General features: G+C 63.8%; 17 protein-coding genes and 1 tRNA gene. 13 read left to right on the forward strand and 5 right to left on the reverse strand.

Translation table 11 applies throughout. The features are described from left to right. The first annotated feature begins 198 nt into the window (after positions 1-198). Entirely contained in the window at positions 199-3,249 is a 3,051-nt protein-coding gene (locus tag BQ7471_RS00085) for an FHA domain-containing protein (RefSeq protein WP_076463273.1), read from the forward strand. Positions 3,250-3,405: 156 nt separating this feature from the next. Continuing rightward, the gene (locus tag BQ7471_RS00090; protein ID WP_076463275.1) at positions 3,406-3,654 is read left to right on the forward strand and encodes a WhiB family transcriptional regulator; all 249 of its coding nucleotides are present in this window, start codon (positions 3,406-3,408) and stop codon (positions 3,652-3,654) included. Between the two features lie 91 nt (positions 3,655-3,745). On the opposite strand, the gene BQ7471_RS00095 is transcribed toward BQ7471_RS00090, so the two are convergent. Beyond that, a complete protein-coding gene (locus BQ7471_RS00095) occupies positions 3,746-5,206 on the reverse strand; it encodes a sensor histidine kinase (RefSeq protein WP_076463278.1) in 1,461 nt (486 codons plus the stop codon). Between the two features lie 121 nt (positions 5,207-5,327). On the opposite strand from BQ7471_RS00095, the gene BQ7471_RS00100 reads away from it, so the two are divergent. The 7 genes from BQ7471_RS00100 (at position 5,328) to fumC (ending at position 11,280) form a co-directional block, all read left to right on the forward strand. Continuing rightward, a complete protein-coding gene (locus BQ7471_RS00100; RefSeq protein WP_076463280.1) occupies positions 5,328-5,801 on the forward strand; it encodes a DUF2505 domain-containing protein in 474 nt (157 codons plus the stop codon). An 83-nt stretch (positions 5,802-5,884) separates the two neighbouring features. Next, complete coding sequence (locus BQ7471_RS00105) at positions 5,885-6,337, forward strand: OsmC family protein (RefSeq protein WP_076463561.1); 453 nt, start codon at positions 5,885-5,887, stop codon at positions 6,335-6,337. A 1-nt stretch (position 6,338) separates the two neighbouring features. Next, the gene (locus BQ7471_RS00110; protein WP_076463282.1) at positions 6,339-7,121 is read left to right on the forward strand and encodes a VPDSG-CTERM exosortase interaction domain protein; all 783 of its coding nucleotides are present in this window, start codon (positions 6,339-6,341) and stop codon (positions 7,119-7,121) included. Between the two features lie 56 nt (positions 7,122-7,177). Continuing rightward, positions 7,178-7,981, forward strand: a complete 804-nt coding sequence (locus BQ7471_RS00115; protein WP_076463283.1) for a thymidylate synthase — start codon at positions 7,178-7,180, stop codon at positions 7,979-7,981. Continuing rightward, positions 7,978-8,505 (forward strand): dihydrofolate reductase, encoded by a 528-nt coding sequence (locus BQ7471_RS00120; protein ID WP_076463285.1) that lies wholly within the window; start codon positions 7,978-7,980, stop codon positions 8,503-8,505. Before BQ7471_RS00115 ends, BQ7471_RS00120 begins: the two co-directional genes overlap by 4 nt. 94 nt (positions 8,506-8,599) lie before the next feature. Continuing rightward, a complete protein-coding gene (locus tag BQ7471_RS00125) occupies positions 8,600-9,796 on the forward strand; it encodes an MFS transporter (RefSeq protein ID WP_076463563.1) in 1,197 nt (398 codons plus the stop codon). A gap of 74 nt (positions 9,797-9,870) precedes the next feature. Beyond that, positions 9,871-11,280 (forward strand): class II fumarate hydratase, encoded by a 1,410-nt coding sequence (fumC, locus tag BQ7471_RS00130; protein WP_076463287.1) that lies wholly within the window; start codon positions 9,871-9,873, stop codon positions 11,278-11,280. Positions 11,281-11,443: 163 nt separating this feature from the next. Here fumC and BQ7471_RS00135 read toward each other — a convergent pair whose 3' ends face one another. Further along, positions 11,444-12,634 (reverse strand): sigma-70 family RNA polymerase sigma factor, encoded by a 1,191-nt coding sequence (locus BQ7471_RS00135; RefSeq protein WP_076463297.1) that lies wholly within the window; start codon positions 12,632-12,634, stop codon positions 11,444-11,446. Positions 12,635-12,734: 100 nt separating this feature from the next. On the opposite strand from BQ7471_RS00135, the gene BQ7471_RS00140 reads away from it, so the two are divergent. The 3 genes from BQ7471_RS00140 (at position 12,735) to BQ7471_RS00150 (ending at position 14,468) form a co-directional block, all read left to right on the forward strand. Further along, entirely contained in the window at positions 12,735-12,983 is a 249-nt protein-coding gene (locus BQ7471_RS00140; RefSeq protein ID WP_076463299.1) for a hypothetical protein, read from the forward strand. Between the two features lie 281 nt (positions 12,984-13,264). After that, complete coding sequence (locus tag BQ7471_RS11815; RefSeq protein WP_076463300.1) at positions 13,265-13,690, forward strand: rhodanese-like domain-containing protein; 426 nt, start codon at positions 13,265-13,267, stop codon at positions 13,688-13,690. A 157-nt stretch (positions 13,691-13,847) separates the two neighbouring features. Beyond that, complete coding sequence (locus BQ7471_RS00150; protein ID WP_076463302.1) at positions 13,848-14,468, forward strand: DUF5052 family protein; 621 nt, start codon at positions 13,848-13,850, stop codon at positions 14,466-14,468. Between the two features lie 73 nt (positions 14,469-14,541). Here the strand turns inward: BQ7471_RS00150 and BQ7471_RS00155 are convergent, their stop codons facing one another. Both BQ7471_RS00155 and BQ7471_RS00160 read right to left on the reverse strand, forming a co-directional pair. Beyond that, positions 14,542-15,585, reverse strand: coding sequence for a DMT family transporter (locus BQ7471_RS00155; RefSeq protein WP_076463304.1), 1,044 nt, complete (start codon positions 15,583-15,585; stop codon positions 14,542-14,544). 54 nt (positions 15,586-15,639) lie between these two features. Beyond that, positions 15,640-16,563, reverse strand: coding sequence for a sulfite exporter TauE/SafE family protein (locus BQ7471_RS00160; RefSeq protein ID WP_076463306.1), 924 nt, complete (start codon positions 16,561-16,563; stop codon positions 15,640-15,642). Positions 16,564-16,674: 111 nt separating this feature from the next. Here BQ7471_RS00160 and BQ7471_RS00165 point away from each other — a divergent pair, with 111 nt between their 5' ends. Next, positions 16,675-16,977 (forward strand): helix-turn-helix domain-containing protein, encoded by a 303-nt coding sequence (locus tag BQ7471_RS00165; protein WP_076463307.1) that lies wholly within the window; start codon positions 16,675-16,677, stop codon positions 16,975-16,977. Here the strand turns inward: BQ7471_RS00165 and BQ7471_RS00170 are convergent. Continuing rightward, positions 16,972-17,048 (reverse strand) — tRNA-Met (locus BQ7471_RS00170). The genes BQ7471_RS00165 and BQ7471_RS00170 overlap by 6 nt on opposite strands.

Below are 17,048 nucleotides of genomic sequence, written 5' to 3' on the forward strand. Positions count from 1 at the left end.
GGGTTCATTGTCGCACCCGCAATGGGTATCAGTGGCGCCGCCCCACCATATGCGGGCACGCATCCACAGCCTCTGTCTATCCACATGTCGTATTTACCCGGACTCCTCGTCCACAGGACGGTCCAAACAGCGGGGACGAGTCGATCAGCGTCTGGGCACACTGGCGCCATCAGCGATGGGCATGAATCGAGGTGGCAAATGGACGACGCCCACGCGGACACTCCTGCGCGGACACTGTACCCTGAGAGCGGATGTGAGGGCCGCTGGGGCGCCGAGAGTGCACTCGGAGCATCCTGGCACCTCGCCTGTATCGAGGGTCCCGATATCGGTGTCGTCGTGCCTGTACCTGCTGTTCTGGGCAGGTCGCAACTGCTGCCCCTGAGCGACCCCGCCATCTCCCGCCGCCACGCGTCACTCAGCGTCGAGGGCGGCAGGGTGCGCGTGAGGGATGAGGGATCCGAGAACGGCACCTTCATTGCGTGGGGCCCCTTCACAACGGTCGTCGGCCGCGCGGGGCGCAGGCTGTGCCCTGGACGCCGACTGACAGTGGGAGCGGATGTATTCGTCGTGCGCCGACGGCCCCGGCGCCTCAACTGGCGCGAAGCTCCCCCTCGGCGCAGACGCCTGTGGACCCTGATCCCCCTCGTATTCTTCACAGCCTTCGCCCTCGCCCGCTTCACCGCCGTCTATTCCGTCCACTCGCCGCTGCTCCTCGTCATCGTCGCCGCCGTCATGGTGGGCGGAGGCATTGCCCTCGGACGGTGGCTGATGCACCGCAGGAGAGACTGGCGTCCAGTCGACGGCGCGCATCTCGCCCTCGTCCTCGCCGCTGATGCACCGGCCTCTCCCCCATCGGCGGGGCACTCGGAGGGCCTCGTGTGGGAGACGCCGACTCGGCGCTCGGCATCAGTGGCTTTGGAGGCGGGCGCGCGCCCCGTTTTCGGATGCGTCGGCCCCTGGGCCGAAGAGAACGCCTGGTGGATCGGAGCGCAGATCGCCCACCATCGTGGAGGCGCCCGATTGACGACCTGCGGGGGGCGCCGAGTGAACATCGGCGAGGGCGACGAACTGATCCACCTGTGCCGCACCTCGAGGTGTCCGCATTGCCAGGAGAGACCGGATGAGGCGGGTGCCTGGCACATCGGCGTGGGCGACGACTATTCGGCTCTGCCCACCTGGTGCACACACATCATCGACTCGGACTCCGCTGCTGTGTCGAGCCTGTGGTTGCACCAGATCGCCTCCACCCGCCCTCAAGTCCAGTCGCTCCCTTCAAGGGTGTCTTTCGCCGACCTTAAACAGGCGCCCTCAACCACGTCGGCGCCGTATCAGTCACTCGATGTGCCCGTTGCGGCGGCCGCCCGGGGGTGGAAGAGCATCGACCTCGTCGCAGACGGCCCCCATGCGCTCATCGCCGGGACCACGGGATCGGGGAAGTCGGAGGCCCTGCTCACGTGGCTCCTCGGTATGGCCCAACGCTATCCGCCCGACGAGTTGCGCTTCATCCTTATCGACTACAAGGGCGGCGCGACCTTCGCCCCACTGGCACAGCTGCCGCACACCGACCAAGTCTTCACCGATCTCGACCCCGCGCATACGACCCGGGCGCTACGGGGCATCGCCTCCCTCCTGACCCGCCGCGAGCGCGAGTTGTCCGAACTGGGTCATGCGGACTACTCCCAGTGGGCGGATTCTTGCGCCGCCACGGGTGAGGCTCCGCCTGCCAGGATCGTTGTCGTCATCGACGAGTTCCGCGTCCTCACCGACGGACACCCACAGGCCGCCGCGATCCTGTCGCGCATCGCCGCACAGGGGCGCTCCCTCGGCCTGCATCTCATTATTGCGACGCAGCGCCCCCAAGGGGCAGTTCCCGCGTCAATGCGGGCGAATATCGACCTGCGGATCGCATTGCGCTGCGTGAGCGATGGCGATTCGATTGACGTCATCGGCACAGCTGATGCGGCCGGACTAGAGCGCCTGCCGGGACGCGCGATCATTGGAGGCCAGACCGTCCACTTCGCCCACATCGGTGACATTGCTGCGGAATGCACGCGGGTAAGTGCCCTCTTCAACACCCCCCATCCCCTCCCCTGGGCGCCGGAGCTGCCAGACTGTGCGACATGGGAGGAATGCGAGGCGCTCATCGGTTCCGGTGGCGAGGACGCTCCGACGCCCGCCTCCTGCGCCATCGCCATCCTCGACGGCATCGACGAAGGGCAGCATCGTCCGCTCGTTTACGAGAGCGGTCACATCCTCCTCGAGGCGCCCGCCCACGAGTCCGCGCTGCTCGCCCGCGTGGTCCGCTCCCTCGCATTGCGGCTCTCTTCCGAACTGCATTTGCCTCTCCACGCCTGCACCTCGCTCCCCCTCGACTCATCAGTGTCATCCTTGACCTGCGATGACGGGCAAGATCTCGGAATCCTCCTCACGTCGATCGTCGACCATGGCCCCTCCATCCTCGCAATCGACGACGGGACGGGGGCGCGCCGTGCCCTCAGCCGCGCCTATGGGCCTGTCGGCGCGAACGACATGTGGGAGCGGATGCTCCAAGAGTGCCGCGATCGGGGGATACTGCTGGTCTGTGCGGAACCAGGAGCCCTTCGCCAGACCGGGGCGACCACCCATTTCCCGACCCGCTTCATCCGGGCATCCTCACGCGAGGCGCTGAGTTTCGCAGGGCTTCCTCAATCCTGCGATCTGCCGACCAGCGACAGCCAGTGGATCTGCGCGTCGACAGGGGCCCATCCAATGCTCGCCGTCATTCCGGACGCGGCCGAAGCGCCTCTTCCGGGCGGCCCCCTTGCCACAACGACCTTCAGGGTTCGCTCGTGGGCGCTCATCGCCGATCAATCATCGCCGGACCATACAGGCTTTCCACTGGTGTATGCGGGCAATGCGTGGGAGAGGCTGCGCGTCGACACGAACATCACGAATGCGGGCGGATGGGCGGTCATGGGGGATTCAACAGGGCGGATCGACGAGTGGATACGGCGCGAATACCGCTTGCGGGGGCATCTTGATCCGGTGATCGAGCACGTCACATGGCAGATGCTGCCCGCGCCCGGCGCGCTCTCAGATCGCGTACTATTCCTTATGTGCCCGCCGCGGGAGGCTCTTGCAGCTTTGACTGGGCGCGGTTACGACATTCCCGATGCGCTCGCTGTTCGCCACTGGCAGCCAGACACGGGTCTTATCCGCCTGCACGGGGTGTGGGAGCGTGTGAGGGTCGTGCATTCACGGGCGACGTGACCACTTCCACAGGCGGAAATTCGCGTGATTTTCAGTTTTCTCTTGCCGGAATTATCTCAATGCTCAACACTTGTCTGTGGTGTTCGTGTGCGCGGCGGCTCGTGCGGATGAAGACGCGAGTGAATCTATTACCGGATCAAGGGAGTATCGAAGAAAATGGACTGGCGGAGCAAGGCAGCATGTCTCACCGTTGACCCCGAGCTTTTCTTCCCCATTGGCAATACCGGCCCGGCAATCGCCCAGGCCGCTGAGGCGAAGGCCGTCTGCCATACCTGCTCCGTTGAGGCGATCTGCCTGCAATGGGCTATCGAGAACAATCAGGACTCCGGCGTCTGGGGGGGGATGAGCGAAGAGGAGCGCCGCTCCCTCAAGCGCCGAGCCGCACGCGCTCGCCGCGCCTCCTGAATCAGGACTGTTGAGGTGTGGGGCGGCCGATCGGTCGCCCCACACTTTCATCTGCCCCGATGCGACTGCCCAACGCTGTTCAGCAACCGTTTCAAGGCATATCGACCCGAGCCTTTACCGTCACCACCGTGCCCCCATCGTCGCCGAGCGCCCAATCAATGGAGCCGTTGAGTTCGCCGCGCACCATCTGTTTGACGATCTGAGTCCCCAGGCCGCTCATGGGCGACCCCGGTTCGAAGCCCGCGCCATTGTCAGCGACTGTGACGATGAGTTGCTCGCCATCGCGGTCGGCTCTCACTTCGACAGTGCCGTCCCGGTCGGCCAGTCCGTGCTCGACCGCATTCGCGATGAGTTCGTTGAGCACCGTCGACAAGGCGAGCGCCTGATCGGCGGGAATCGTCCCGAACGAGCCGTGAAGAACGACCTCCACCGCATGATCCGTTGATGCCACTGCTCCGGCGAGTCGTGTCACCGAGCGGGCGACCTCGTCGAACTCCACCTCTTCGTCGACGTTCTGCGACAGCGCCGCATGGACCGTGGCGATCGCCTGGACCCGTCGTTCGGCCTCCGCGAGAGCCTGTTTGACGCTCTCCTGGTCGGATCTGCGCGCTTGAAGGCGCAAGAGGGCGGACACTGTCTGAAGATTGTTCTTCACCCGGTGGTGGATCTCCCGGATCGTCGCGTCCTTCGTCATGAGTTCCTGCTCGCGGCGGCGCACTTCGGACACGTCACGCGTCAGGATGATCGCTCCGAGTCGCCTCCTTCCATTGATGAGAGGCAGGGCACGCATGGTGATCGTCGATGACCTCGCGGAGATCTCTACGCGCCAGGACGCCCTCCCCATGACGACGACGGGCGTGGACTCATCGATCATCATGTCGTCGCCGATGACGTCGGTGATCTCCTGGATGAGGACTTTGCCGCGGATGGCCGAGCGGATGCCCAGGCGGCGCAGGCACGACACCGCGTTCGGAGTAGCATGCTGGACGCGCCCATCGGGGTCGAGCATGATGATGCCGTCGAGCACGCGCGGCAGCCCCCTGGTGGTAACGGTCGGCGTCGAATCATAGGGGTATTCGCCCCTGGTGATCATGTGGCACAGCATGTCGGCCGCCTCGGTGGGCCAGTTCTCGGTACCGACGGACACGCGCGGCGAAGACAGGTTCGATTCGCGCGTCATCACGGCGATGATCCGTCCGTCGTGGAAGACGGGGATACAGGTCTCCATCATGGAGTAAGTGCCCGCCCAACGCGCTGCTGAGGACTTGACGACCTGCCCGGTGGCGATGGAGCGGCGCAGTTCGACCTCTCGGGCGGCCGGCAGGTAGAGCCCGATCGTGTCCTCGACGTGGACCGTAGCAGATGTTGCGGGTCGACAATGCGCGACCGCCACGAATCGGTCATCGTCGGTGTGCAGCCACAAGACGAGGTCGGCGGCGGACAGATCGGCGAGGACCTGCCAGTCCGCGAGTAACAGGTGGAGCCACTCGATATCCTTGTCCGTCAGAGAGCCCTTCGATGCTTCTTCCGCCAGTTGGGTCAGACTTCTCATAATGGTCAACTGTAGTGTGCCGACGCATGGGAGTGACTCGGCTCGACGCATCCGAAGCGGATGATCGAGCCCAGAGCGTGTAGCGTCTGATATGCACCTGATGTCTTGCAAGGAGAGTCTCATGCGTTTCACCCAGTCCGCCTCGTATCCGATGACGAGCGCTCAAGTGGAGGAGATGAGTCTCGATCCTCAATACATCCGATCCAGGTTCTCCCAGCTGTGCGACTCCCTCGATGTCAAGGTGGAGGGCAGGCGCGTCCGAGCGATGGGCGCTGTCTCCGATCGCTTCATCCCCGCCGCAGCACGGTCGATCATTAGGGGCGCGGTCACCGTGACCTTCACTGAGGAATGGAGCGGCGACGAAGGGCGATTGACCGCGACTACGACCGTGAAGACACAGGGAGCACCAGTCGCCCTCGAATGCTCGTCAACGATGATGGACGAGGACGGGGCCGCCGTGCGCGCAGTGTCGGGCGACCTGTCGGTGTCGATCCCCTTCTTCGGCGCGCGAATCGAACGCGAGGCCCTCGAACACGCCTCGAAGGTGATCCTCAAGGAAGTGTCCTTGGCGAAGAAGTGGTGCGACGCCCGTTGAGTGCACTGGGTGCTCCGCCCGTCGACGCGAGAATCACAGCGGCCGACGAGCGGCCGGGCGCCGCATCGGGTGACAATGGTTCCATGACTGACACAACAGGCTCCCCCGCTGCTACGCCCTCGTCGGCGCTTTTCCTCAACCGTCAGGGAGTGCGCCAGTACGTGGCGCGCAACGCCCGCGGCGCCGAGGTCCTCGTCGGGGACGGTCCCGGCCGTTTCTCCCCCGGCGACCTATTGAAGATCGCGCTTGCGGGCTGCAATGCCATGTCCTCCGACAAGCGGCTCACCGATCGACTCGGCGAGGATTTCGAACAACTCATCGGCGTGTCCGGCGCCTATGTCGAACAGGAGGACCGCTTCTCCTCCTTCGATGTGGAACTCATCCAGGACCTGTCGGGAGTCGACGAGGAGGAGAGGGCGAAACTGCTGCGCCGAGCCGAGGGCGCGATCGACCGCAATTGCACGATCGGCCACACTCTTCTTCGGGGAGCCGACTACACGAAGACCTTCACCGACGAACCGGTCGGCGAGGTCTGACATGTCCGTGTGGGGCCGGGTCGCCACGACATGGGAGGCGATGCTCAACGTCCCCTACAAGGTGACGGCGCACTCTGCTGAGCGTTTGCGCAGCCGCTACCCCCAGGCGAGTCCCGGCGAGCTCATTGAGATCGCGAATCGGCGCTTCAAGAAGCGCGTGTCATCCGAGTCCGCCCTCGTCGGCGCAGTCGCCGCTTTCCCTGGGACCGGGACTGCTGTCAGCGTAGGAGCATCCGGCGCCCAACTCGCCGCCTTCGTATCGGAAGCCGCGCATCACTGTCTCGTCGTCGCGCACTTATACGGCATCGATATGCGCGATCCCGCCAAGCGCACCGCACTCGTCCTCGCCGCCTTAACAGGGCAAGAGGGCGCCGAGGCGATCTCCCTGCAGGTGGGCATTGCGACTGCGGCGTGGTTCCGCTCCTCCTTCATCAATATCCGCACCATATCCGCGGACCAGTTCAACCGCCTGATGTTCTCGTGGCTCAAGCGGAAAGCCGCCACGTCCACCGCAATGTCGACCGTCGGCAGACTCATCCCCTTCGGGATCGGCGCCGCAGTGGGTTGGGGCGTCGGCTCCGCACTCGCGAAGACCACGATCGAAGGCCTGTCACTGGCCCTGGGTGCTCCTCCACTGTCCTTCCCCGCCCCGAAGATCGTCGATGTTCAAATATCGGGGGACGAGGCCGCGTCGCGGGCCTTCGAGACCCTACGCCTGCCCATCGGCGCCGAGGACGAGGACGCCGCTGCCAGGCGACGGCGGCGTCCGACGCGAATTATTTGATACCGTCGCCCACGAAGCACAGCGCTGAGTGAGCAGTAACACCGAAGGAGGATCAAGTGCCAGTGATCGACCGACAGTATGAGGACCTGCTCGAACGGATCATGGCCGAAGGGAGCCGCAAAAGCGACCGGACGGGCACGGGAACGACTTCTCTTTTCGGGGCGCAGCTGCGCTACGACCTGTCGAAAGGCTTCCCGCTCATCACGACGAAGCGCATTCACCTCAAGTCCGTCGTCGGTGAACTCCTGTGGTTCTTGTCGGGGGAGTCGAATGTCCGCTGGCTCCAGGACAATGGCATCCGCATCTGGAACGAGTGGGCGGATGAGGACGGCGAACTCGGGCCCGTCTACGGCGTCCAGTGGCGCTCGTGGCGCACCGCCGATGGCGGGACGATCGACCAGATCAGTCGGGTCGTTGAGACCCTGCGAACGAATCCGGATTCGCGCAGGATGATGGTGTCGGCGTGGAATGTCGGCGAATTGGGGGCCATGGCGCTCGAACCGTGCCACGCCTTCTTCCAACTCTACGTCGCCGACGGGCGCTTGTCCCTTCAGCTCTACCAGCGCAGCGCCGACATGTTCCTCGGCGTCCCCTTCAACATCGCCTCCTATTCGCTGCTCACGCATATGTTCGCCCAGCAAGCGGGCCTCGAAGTCGGCGACTTCATCTGGACGGGCGGGGACTGCCATATCTATTCCAACCACCAGGAGCAGGTCGCCGAGCAGCTGTCCCGCACCCCCTATCCCTTCCCGACTCTCACCCTCGCGTACGCCGACTCCATGTTCTCCTACACTTTCGACGACGTGTCAGTCGAGGACTATGTGCACCATCCGACGATCAAGGCGCCGGTGGCGGTATGACGATCCTCGCCTCCATCTGGGCGCAGGACGCCCGGCGCATCATCGGCACCGGCTCTGCAATGCCATGGCGGGTCCCCGCTGATTTCGCGCACTTCAAGAGGTCGACGATGGGCTGCCCGATCATCATGGGGCGCCGATCCTGGCAGGCGCTCGGTGCTCCCCTGCCCGGCAGGACGAATATCGTCCTCACCCGCACCAAGGGCTTTGAGGCGCCCGGAGCGGTTGTCGTCGCCTCCATTGACGAGGCGATCGAACTCGGCATACGCGAGGCTCAGCGCAGCGGAGCGCCCTATGTGTGGATCACCGGCGGGGGCGCACTCTACGAACAAACGATGGGACTGGTCGATGAACTCGTTGTCACGGATCTTGACCTCGACATCGTCTCAGGGGGCGACTCGGATCTTGTGCGCGCCCCTGTGATTGACGAGTCGGTCTGGAGGGTGGACGAGGAGCGCTCCGATGCCGATTGGCGACCCGTCTCCGGTGATGCTGCGTGGAGAGTGACGACCTACGTGAGACGCTGAACCGGGACGGCACACCGCCAGTCGCGAGGCGTACAATCCCCTGGTGCCCGACTCGACTTCTCACCCCGTATTGTCGAATCCGACTCTGCGCGCCATGCTTGCGATCGCCTTGTTCACCTACACGGCGCAGAACATGCTGAACGTCTCGATCGCACCCCTGGCGAGGGCGCTATCCGTCCCGGAGTGGATCGTCGGAGCAGCGGTGTCCCTGGCCGCGGTCGCCGTCACTCTGCTCAGTCAGTTCTGGGGGCGCCGTTCGATAGCCTGGGGGCGCAGGCGCGTCCTCGTGTGGGCACTCGCGCTCGCCCTTGCTGCGGGCATCGTCTTCTCCGGCGCCGTGTGGTTGCGCGCAGCAGGGCTCATCTGCGCAATCGGAGCGGGTATCGGCATCATGGTGGCCAGGGGCCCTTTCTTCGGCGCCGCAGTCGCGGCCATCCCGCCGACGGGCCAGGCACTGATCGCGCATATCACCCCAGATGAGAGGACGCGGCTGCGGGGAATGTCCGCATTCTCCGGGGCGATCAATCTGTCGATCATGATCGGCTCGCTCATCTCGTCGGCGCTGTCGACCTGGTGGATCTACGCGCCTGTTCATGCAACGCCCTGGTTCATTGCGATCGCCCTCGTCATCGCCCTCGTCGCGGTCCCCGAGGACTCCCCCGCCGCCTCGTCCCACTCGACATTGACGGACGACGAGGCGACCGTTCTGCCGCCGCGCGTCTCCTGGAGGGATCGGAGGATCCTGCCGTGGATTACAGGTGCTTTCGGGATTTTTTTCGCAGCCGGAGTCGTCCAGATCACGATGGGCTTCATCGTGCAGGACCGCCTCGATACGGATCCCAAGACCGCAGTGTCGGTAACGGCGATGATGCTGCTCGCCAATGCGTCGGGGGCGATGTTCATGCAGCTCATCATCGTCCCGAGGCTCAGTGCGCGTCCCATTGTGCTGCTGCGGGCGGGCATGAGCCTCGGAGTCGCGGCGGTTCTCGCCCTGATGTTCGCCCCCTCGCTGGCGTTCATCACCGCATCCGCTTTCGCGATGGGATGCGCGAGCGGTATGGCGGGGCCCGGATTCACTGCGGGCGGCTCTCTCGCCGTCAACGACGATGAGCAGGGTGGCGTTGCTGGGATCCTCAATGCGACGGGCGCCGTCACGTGGATCGTCGCCCCTGTCAGCGCCACCGCTCTCTACGGATGGCATCCGGTCATGCCATTCATCCTGGCATTTTCCCTGGTCAGCGCTTCAGCCCTGTGCGCATGGGTGCATCCGCAGCTGCGCGTCAGACAATAAGTGCACACACACTGCGATTAGGAGTGCCTTCCCAGTAGGCTTATAAGCGGTGAAGTCTATAGAAGGAGCACATCGTGGCGACTACCACCCGCACCGAATCCGATTCCATGGGCACTATCGAGGTCGCCTCCGACCGCTACTGGGGGGCCCAGACCGAACGCTCGCTCAACAACTTCAACATCGGTCGCAACACCTTCGTCTGGGGGCGCCCCATGGTGCGCGCCCTCGGAGTGCTCAAGAAGTCCGCAGCCCTCGCGAACGCCGAGCTCGGCGAGCTGCCCTCCGACATCGCACAGCTCATCGCGCGCGCAGCAGATGAGGTCATCGCGGGCGACCTCGACGATCACTTCCCCCTCGTCGTCTTCCAGACGGGTTCGGGCACCCAATCCAATATGAACTCGAACGAGGTCATTTCCAACCGTGCGATCGAACTCGCCGGCGGCTCCATGGGGTCGAAAACCCCCGTCCACCCGAATGATCACGTCAATCGCGGTCAGTCGTCGAATGACACCTTCCCGACGGCCATGCACATCGCAGTCGTGTCCGAACTCCAGAACATGTATCCGCGAGTCATGCAACTGCGCAACACCCTCGACAAGAAGGCGAAGAAGTTCGACGACATCATCATGGTGGGCCGCACCCACCTTCAGGACGCCACGCCGATCCGCTTAGGCCAGGTCTTCTCCGGGTGGGTTGCTCAGATCGACTTCGCCCTCGACGGGATCCGCTATGCGGATTCGCGGGCGCGGGAGCTCGCCATCGGAGGCACAGCAGTCGGCACGGGCCTCAACGCCCACCCCGCCTTCGGCTCCCTGTGCGCCGACAAGATCAGCGAAGAGACGGGCATCCCCTTCGCCCAGGCGGATAATCTCTTCGCGGCCCTGGGCGCGCATGACGCCCTCGTCCTTGTGTCCGGCGCGCTCCGGGTCCTCGCCGACGCCCTCATGAAGATTGCGAACGATGTCCGCTGGTACGCGTCAGGACCGCGCAATGGCATCGGCGAACTCATCATCCCCGAGAATGAGCCGGGTTCATCGATCATGCCGGGCAAAGTCAATCCCACGCAGTGCGAGGCGATGACAATGGTCGCCGTACAGGTTTTCGGCAATGATACGGCCGTCGGCTTCGCCGGTTCGCAGGGCAATTTCCAACTCAACGTATTCAAGCCCGTCATGGCGTGGAATGTGCTCGAATCGATCCGCCTGCTCGGGGACGCCTGCGTCTCCTTCGATGAGAACTGCGCATACGGCATCGAGCCGAACCTCGAGAAGATCCAGGCGAACCTGGAGTCGAACCTCATGCAGGTCACGGCACTCAACCGCCACATCGGTTACGACAAGGCCTCGAAGATCGCGAAGAACGCTCACCACAAGGGCCTGTCCCTGCGCGAGTCCGCCCTCGAACTGGGCTTCGTCACCGAGGAGGAGTTCGACGCCTGGGTAGTGCCCGCCGATATGACGCATCCGAGCGCCGCCGACGAGTGACGCGCCCCCATCAGGGTGATGACCGTCCAGACGCACTGGTGGATGAGCCCGTGTTCTCCCACCGTCCGTGATCGCAGCGAAGCGGGTGAGACGACGGGCTATGTGCGAGCAGCAAAGGACCTCTCTTATGAACGAAGCACTCGATTCACGCCTTTTGCCGTCCTCATTCCTCCCCCTTCGCGCTGTCGTCGGCTTCTTCTATCGATTGGGAGGATTTCTCCTCCCAATCGATAGAAGGGGCGTCCCATTCGACGAAAGATACGAGGGCTTCTCGAACCAGATCATCCCTGAGAATCTTGTTCACGATCTGACGCACACGTTCACGCGTGATTCCGTATTCCTTACCGATCTCATCAAGCGTCTGCGGAATTCCTTCGAAAGCGCCCATGCGCCTTCGAAGGATGTCGAACCCCCGAAAGTCGAGATTGGGCGTCCGACCGACGCACCCGGACAGTACATCCCAGATCCGTTCGCTCATGAGTTGTTCGTCAGCCCCGTCGATCGGATCTTCGTCAGCTATAATTCTGCTCCACCATTCGTCACCGACGTCGGGAGTAGACGCATCTCCGAGGCTCAACGGAGTTTGAATAGCTCCACGGATCGCGTCGTATTTTTCCCTCGATATCTCAACGAAAACGGAATCGGGAAGCCTCCTAGCGGGAACGGACCAGTCTGCTCCTGCTTCTCTGAGGAGACGCAAGACTTTGCGATTCGTCTCCGCCTGGTGGACCGGCAGCCTGATCAGGCTCGCCGTGTCGTGCGCTCCCCTGCTCAACGCCTGTCGAATCCACCACACTGCGTAGGTCGAGAACTTGCCGCGCCCCGGTTCGAATTTCTGTGCGGCGCGCATGAGACCGAGGAGCCCGAAACTCATCGCATCCTCATATTCGAGGCGCCCTCCGTGGCGCACCACCACGGCGCGAACGAGGCGGATGTTCGATCGAATGAGGATATCCATCGCTGTGACGCCGCGTTCAATGCGCCCTCTCCCCGACCTCGTTCCCGCTGCTTTCACGTCGCGGGCGGTGACGACGCCCGCCTGGATCGTCCTGGCGAGTTCCTGCTCCTCATCGGCGGTGAGCAGATCGTGAAGCAGGATGTTACCGGGGAGTCCCGGCAAGCGACTCCCCTTCAGGAGGACACGATCCCAGTCGGACATGGTGGCAGCGCCGGCGACATGCCCGCCTCGATATGACGTCGACTCGTTTCCTTCCGAGAGTTCGGATTCAGCGAGCCGAGCGCGGTCCTCATTGAGGAACAGTTCATCGCCATCGGACGATGACATTCCCTCGAAGACGTCCTCCTCGTCTTCTCGTGCCCAGGCCAGCAGTCTATGGATCGGCGACGCCTCCATCGACTGCCCCTGCCTTCGTACGATACTGGCGGATCTGAACACGCCCACAGATTACACACGGGCATAGGCGTTTCAGGTTCATTCCGCATTCGGAACGACCATGACCGCCCACGAGCATCACCGGATCGCCCGAACGTGGTTCACCAGCCTCGGACTGGCATCCTCCTTCGCCACTGATCCCATCGTCGAAGATGCTCTCATCCAATTCGGAATGATATCCGGCATCCCGCAACGGATCCCCACCACCGCACTCGAGACCATTCATACGGATCCGCGGTGGACGTTCTGGGACGATTCCCTCTCGTACGCGCACATCGATCCGTCGACAACCCGTGGAACCGCCAGGTGACCGACACCTATTCGGCGGTCCTCGCGCTGTCAATGACGGTCTCGTCGCAACCCTCGACAGGGCGTTTGTCTACCGCTGAGCCCACGCCGTCATGTTCGTCGTATCCGAGTGACGACGAATCACGGCCTCCGCTGCCCCGACGATCTTCGCCTGCCGACTGGTCGGGTTCGTGCGCCCCTATGTGACGCGTGTGACACCCGCCACCTCGACGCCCCTGAGGAGGCTCATCCTGCGACACTGGGAGCAGCCCTACGAATCAGACGTCCACCAAGGAGACTCTCATGTTCCGTTACTCGCCCCTCGCCCTCGTCGGAGCTGCCGCCCTCGCCCTCATCGCGCTCAGCTCCTGCGGTACTCACTCCGCCGCCCCCGCAGCCGAGGACACAACGACGCAGTCGGCCTCCACGGCACCGGCGCTATCAACCGGAACCACCATATCCACCGGCACCCTTATCGATGTGCGCACCCCTGAAGAGTTCGCCGAGGGCCACCTCAACGGCGCCATCAACGTCGACTTCAGTTCCCCAACATTCGCCGATGAAATCGCCGCATTCGACAAGGAGGGCGATTACACGCTGTATTGCCGCTCGGGGAATCGCTCCAGCCAGGCCATCGCCCAGATGAAGCAAATGGGTTTCACTAATCTCACCAATGCCGGCGGCTACGAGGAGGCCTCAAAGACCCTGGGCATTGAGATCGTGAAGTAGAGCGACCACAAATTGTTCGAGGGCGAAGGGCGGGCTCATCCGCGCGGAGAGCATGCGCGGCGCGCCGCAATGCGGGGTCGATATCGATCGGCGTCGCCTAGGCTGGGAGCGGCGTCAAACCCGCCCTCGTCTCCCACTCTGCGTCGAACGGACCCCCATGAAGTTTCGAGCACTCATCGCCTCCCTTGCGGTCACAGCAACCGCCCTCACTGTGGGCGGATGCGCCTATTTTGACAAGAGCGTCAAAGACGTTGCGTGGGAGTTCCGCGGCGTCAAGGCCACCATTGAGACCTTCGATGTCAACGCAACGCCCCTCGACCGCATCACCGGCAGTTCCATCCATATCGAGATTGACGACCGCTTCGACATCACCGACGCAGAGGGCAACGTCACGAAAGAGTCTTCAGTCCTCAAACTGACAGTCGGCAAAAGCCCGATGTACCACGTCGGCTCTAGCCTCATCATGACGCAGTCCGGTCTCGAATCGATCCTCAATGACGAGAATGCGCGAGCCGAGGTGAACTCGACAGAATCCGCTGTCCCCTTCCTCACCCGTCTGAGAACCTCGTTCGACGAGTTTTTCACGGGCAAGGAGTACACGGTCCTCGTCCGCAGCCAGGAGGGCACTCCGATTGCGGTGTACACCGGCGAGAAAGTGTCCTCGTACTCCGCTGAGGGCATCCCCAATGCGACCGTTCTGATGGTTGACGGCAAACGGCTGTTTATCTATCGGTGCGACTACACGATCTACTCGACGGAACTCATTGCACAGGAATGACCCGCAGCACGCCTGCGCTGAAGCCGGACCATCCTTGTCGTTGCGCCCGATCGCGCAGCCCCGCAAAAGGGACTCAACCGAATTGAACAGCGGCGACCCCGGCGAGCATGACAATGATGCCGAGCAGTTGAATCGGAGCCACCCACTTGCGCGGAGCCTTCAGCCAACCGAAGCGATCCACGGCGACGCTCGCCGCGCTCTGCCCGGTCAAAGCGCCGAGCATTGCGGGTCCCGTGCCGATGACGGGCACGGCGGCTGCCATGACGGTGACGAACGCCGCTCCGAATGCCCCACCGATCCACATCCACCACGGCCCAGTGCCGGGGCGGCATCGCCCTCGACGATCGGAGGGAGCAGTCGAGTGAACGTACGCGTCCTTCCCGGCCCCAACCGTAACGGAGCTATTGTCTTCCCGTGGCCGCGTCATAGTCACTGTTGCCGCGCGGGTGAGGCCTGCCCCCGCGACGATCAGGACGAGAACCCCTGTTCCCACGAGGAACGACACCAGAGCAGCGACAACAGCTGATCCGGCGTATCGTCCGAGCGCGGAGTTAATGGCGGACTGCACGGGGGATACGATGCCCCCGAGGAATCCCGTGATCCGCCACAGCCACTTCCCCGGCCCTTCGGGAAGGAAGGAGCACGCCCCGGCAGGCGTCGAGCGCCGATTCAACAGGCCCGTCGCCATCGCAATCCCGACGAGGACGACAAGGACGCCCATCCCCCGCGCCGCCGTCACCGGCCTCACGCCGACACCGAACCAGCCGAAAGCATCGATTGCGACTGAGGCGAGAACTTGGCCGAGTAGGGGCCACAAAGCCGTCTCGATCCCCCCGAGTCTGGGGAACATGAGGATGTTCAACGTCAGCATGATGACGCCCAGCGCCCCGCCAATCCACATCCACCACGGCGCGCTCGTCGCAAGAGCGAGGACGTCGACGACATCGATGACGCCGAGCAGGGCGAGGACGACGGCGACCAGAACGAACGTTCCCACGGCGAAGCTCACCAGGCTCGCGCCGAAGGGCGACCCGATTGAGCGGCGCAGGCGAGAGTTGATCGCGGTCTGCAGCGGCATGAGGAAGCCGACTGCGGTGCTGGCAAAGAGGAAGAGCATTGGATCCTGTCAGGCCTCTCACGAGTGGCGTATGGTCGGGAGTCTCAGCCGCATTCAGCGGGCATCGCTGTTCAGTCCGCCCTCGTGAGGGACATCATCCGCATCGGAGCCGGAATCGCCGCAAACTCCGAGCGCATCAATGGCCGACTCGTCGGCTGCGGCGCTCGTCTGTCGCGCGAGTCGCTGTTTCTTGCGGGCCTTCGCCACGGTATTGATGACGACGGCGAGGAGGAAGCCGGAGAAGAGGAGATTCCCGGTCTCGGGACTCACATGCGCGGCAACGGCGGCTCCGATGGGGGTGATAGCGGCGGCTCCGAGGCCGACGATGATGCCCGTTTTCAGATCGGCGAGACCGTGCTTGAGATTGGTCCACGTACCCGTCGCTGCCGTGGGGATCATCACGAGGAGTGAGGTCCCGCGTGCGAGGAGATCCCCGACGCCGACGACGAGTTCAAGGCAGGGAACGATGACGCTGCCGCCGCCGACGCCGACAAGGCCGGAGAATATCCCCGACACGACGCCGACCACGATGAGCCCGATCCCTCGCGGCACATCGAGGACGAGGGCGGCATCGCGGGTGGGGACTTGAAGCTGCTGGGAGACGATGACAACGGCGACGAAACCGACGAAGATCCACGGCAGAATCCAGTCGGGGAGCTTACGCAGCAGGTAGACGCCGATCTGAGCGCCGACGAGGGCGCCCGCGACGAGGAACGCCGTGGCGATGAGGGACACCTGACCGCTGATCGCGTAGGTGGTCGAACCGGCAGCTGCGGTGAGGATGATCGAGACGAGCGAAGTCGCGGATGCGCGCCGCTGCTCCATATCGAGGATCGTCACGAGTGCGGGGACGATCACAAGCCCGCCGCCGACGCCGAAGAGGCCGGAGAGGAATCCGGCAACGACACCCGTAGCGATCACGAGGAGGAGGGATTGGGGGGATTTCGTCGACGATCCGGATGCCGTTTGAGAACTCACGTTGTCAGTGTAGGTATCTCATCGCCTGTGGCCTTCCCCCTGTCCGCATCGAGTGCGGGGGATTGTCAACGCCGGAGGATACGGCCTCGCTTCAGGGCCTTGCCACCGCATATGCAACATGACGAAGCTCTGGGGTTCGCGATCAACCAGCAGATGTTCGCTGAACGGCTGACGAACATCGAACTCGGCGAGGCGCTCGGCATCTCGAAGTCGACCGTTAGCCGCAAGGTTCGCGGACATGTGACCTGGTCCGCCCAGGAAGTCTCCCTGGCCGCGACTCTCTTCGGCGTCTCCGTTGACGCTCTGATGCCGACGCCGGACGGCGCGGGTGGGTGCCCGCCCCGTACGTGCCCGCTGGAGCGGCTCAGATGCGACGAGACCCGGCCCCTGCTGGGACCGGGCCTGTGGTGGTAGCGGGGACAGGATTTGAACCTGCGACCTCCGGGTTATGAGCCCGGCGAGCTACCGAACTGCTCCACCCCGCG

Source organism: Actinomyces mediterranea, from assembly GCF_900155595.1.
Lineage (GTDB): Bacteria > Actinomycetota > Actinomycetes > Actinomycetales > Actinomycetaceae > Pauljensenia > Pauljensenia mediterranea.

Excerpts from the sequence above, each read along its gene's own strand:
- BQ7471_RS00110 (WP_076463282.1), top strand. The coding sequence starts at position 6,339 with ATGTCCGTGTGGGGCCGGGTCGCCACGACATGGGAGGCGATGCTCAAC.
- BQ7471_RS00125 (WP_076463563.1), top strand. The coding sequence starts at position 8,600 with ATGCTTGCGATCGCCTTGTTCACCTACACGGCGCAGAACATGCTGAAC.
- BQ7471_RS00150 (WP_076463302.1), top strand. The coding sequence starts at position 13,848 with ATGAAGTTTCGAGCACTCATCGCCTCCCTTGCGGTCACAGCAACCGCC.
- BQ7471_RS00085 (WP_076463273.1), top strand. The coding sequence starts at position 199 with ATGGACGACGCCCACGCGGACACTCCTGCGCGGACACTGTACCCTGAG.
- BQ7471_RS00165 (WP_076463307.1), top strand. The coding sequence starts at position 16,675 with ATGCAACATGACGAAGCTCTGGGGTTCGCGATCAACCAGCAGATGTTC.
- BQ7471_RS00155 (WP_076463304.1), bottom strand. The coding sequence starts at position 15,585 with ATGCTCTTCCTCTTTGCCAGCACCGCAGTCGGCTTCCTCATGCCGCTG.
- BQ7471_RS00120 (WP_076463285.1), top strand. The coding sequence starts at position 7,978 with ATGACGATCCTCGCCTCCATCTGGGCGCAGGACGCCCGGCGCATCATC.
- BQ7471_RS00095 (WP_076463278.1), bottom strand. The coding sequence starts at position 5,206 with ATGAGAAGTCTGACCCAACTGGCGGAAGAAGCATCGAAGGGCTCTCTG.
- BQ7471_RS00105 (WP_076463561.1), top strand. The coding sequence starts at position 5,885 with ATGACTGACACAACAGGCTCCCCCGCTGCTACGCCCTCGTCGGCGCTT.
- BQ7471_RS00135 (WP_076463297.1), bottom strand. The coding sequence starts at position 12,634 with ATGGAGGCGTCGCCGATCCATAGACTGCTGGCCTGGGCACGAGAAGAC.
- BQ7471_RS00140 (WP_076463299.1), top strand. The coding sequence starts at position 12,735 with ATGACCGCCCACGAGCATCACCGGATCGCCCGAACGTGGTTCACCAGC.
- BQ7471_RS00100 (WP_076463280.1), top strand. The coding sequence starts at position 5,328 with ATGCGTTTCACCCAGTCCGCCTCGTATCCGATGACGAGCGCTCAAGTG.
- BQ7471_RS00090 (WP_076463275.1), top strand. The coding sequence starts at position 3,406 with ATGGACTGGCGGAGCAAGGCAGCATGTCTCACCGTTGACCCCGAGCTT.
- BQ7471_RS11815 (WP_076463300.1), top strand. The coding sequence starts at position 13,265 with ATGTTCCGTTACTCGCCCCTCGCCCTCGTCGGAGCTGCCGCCCTCGCC.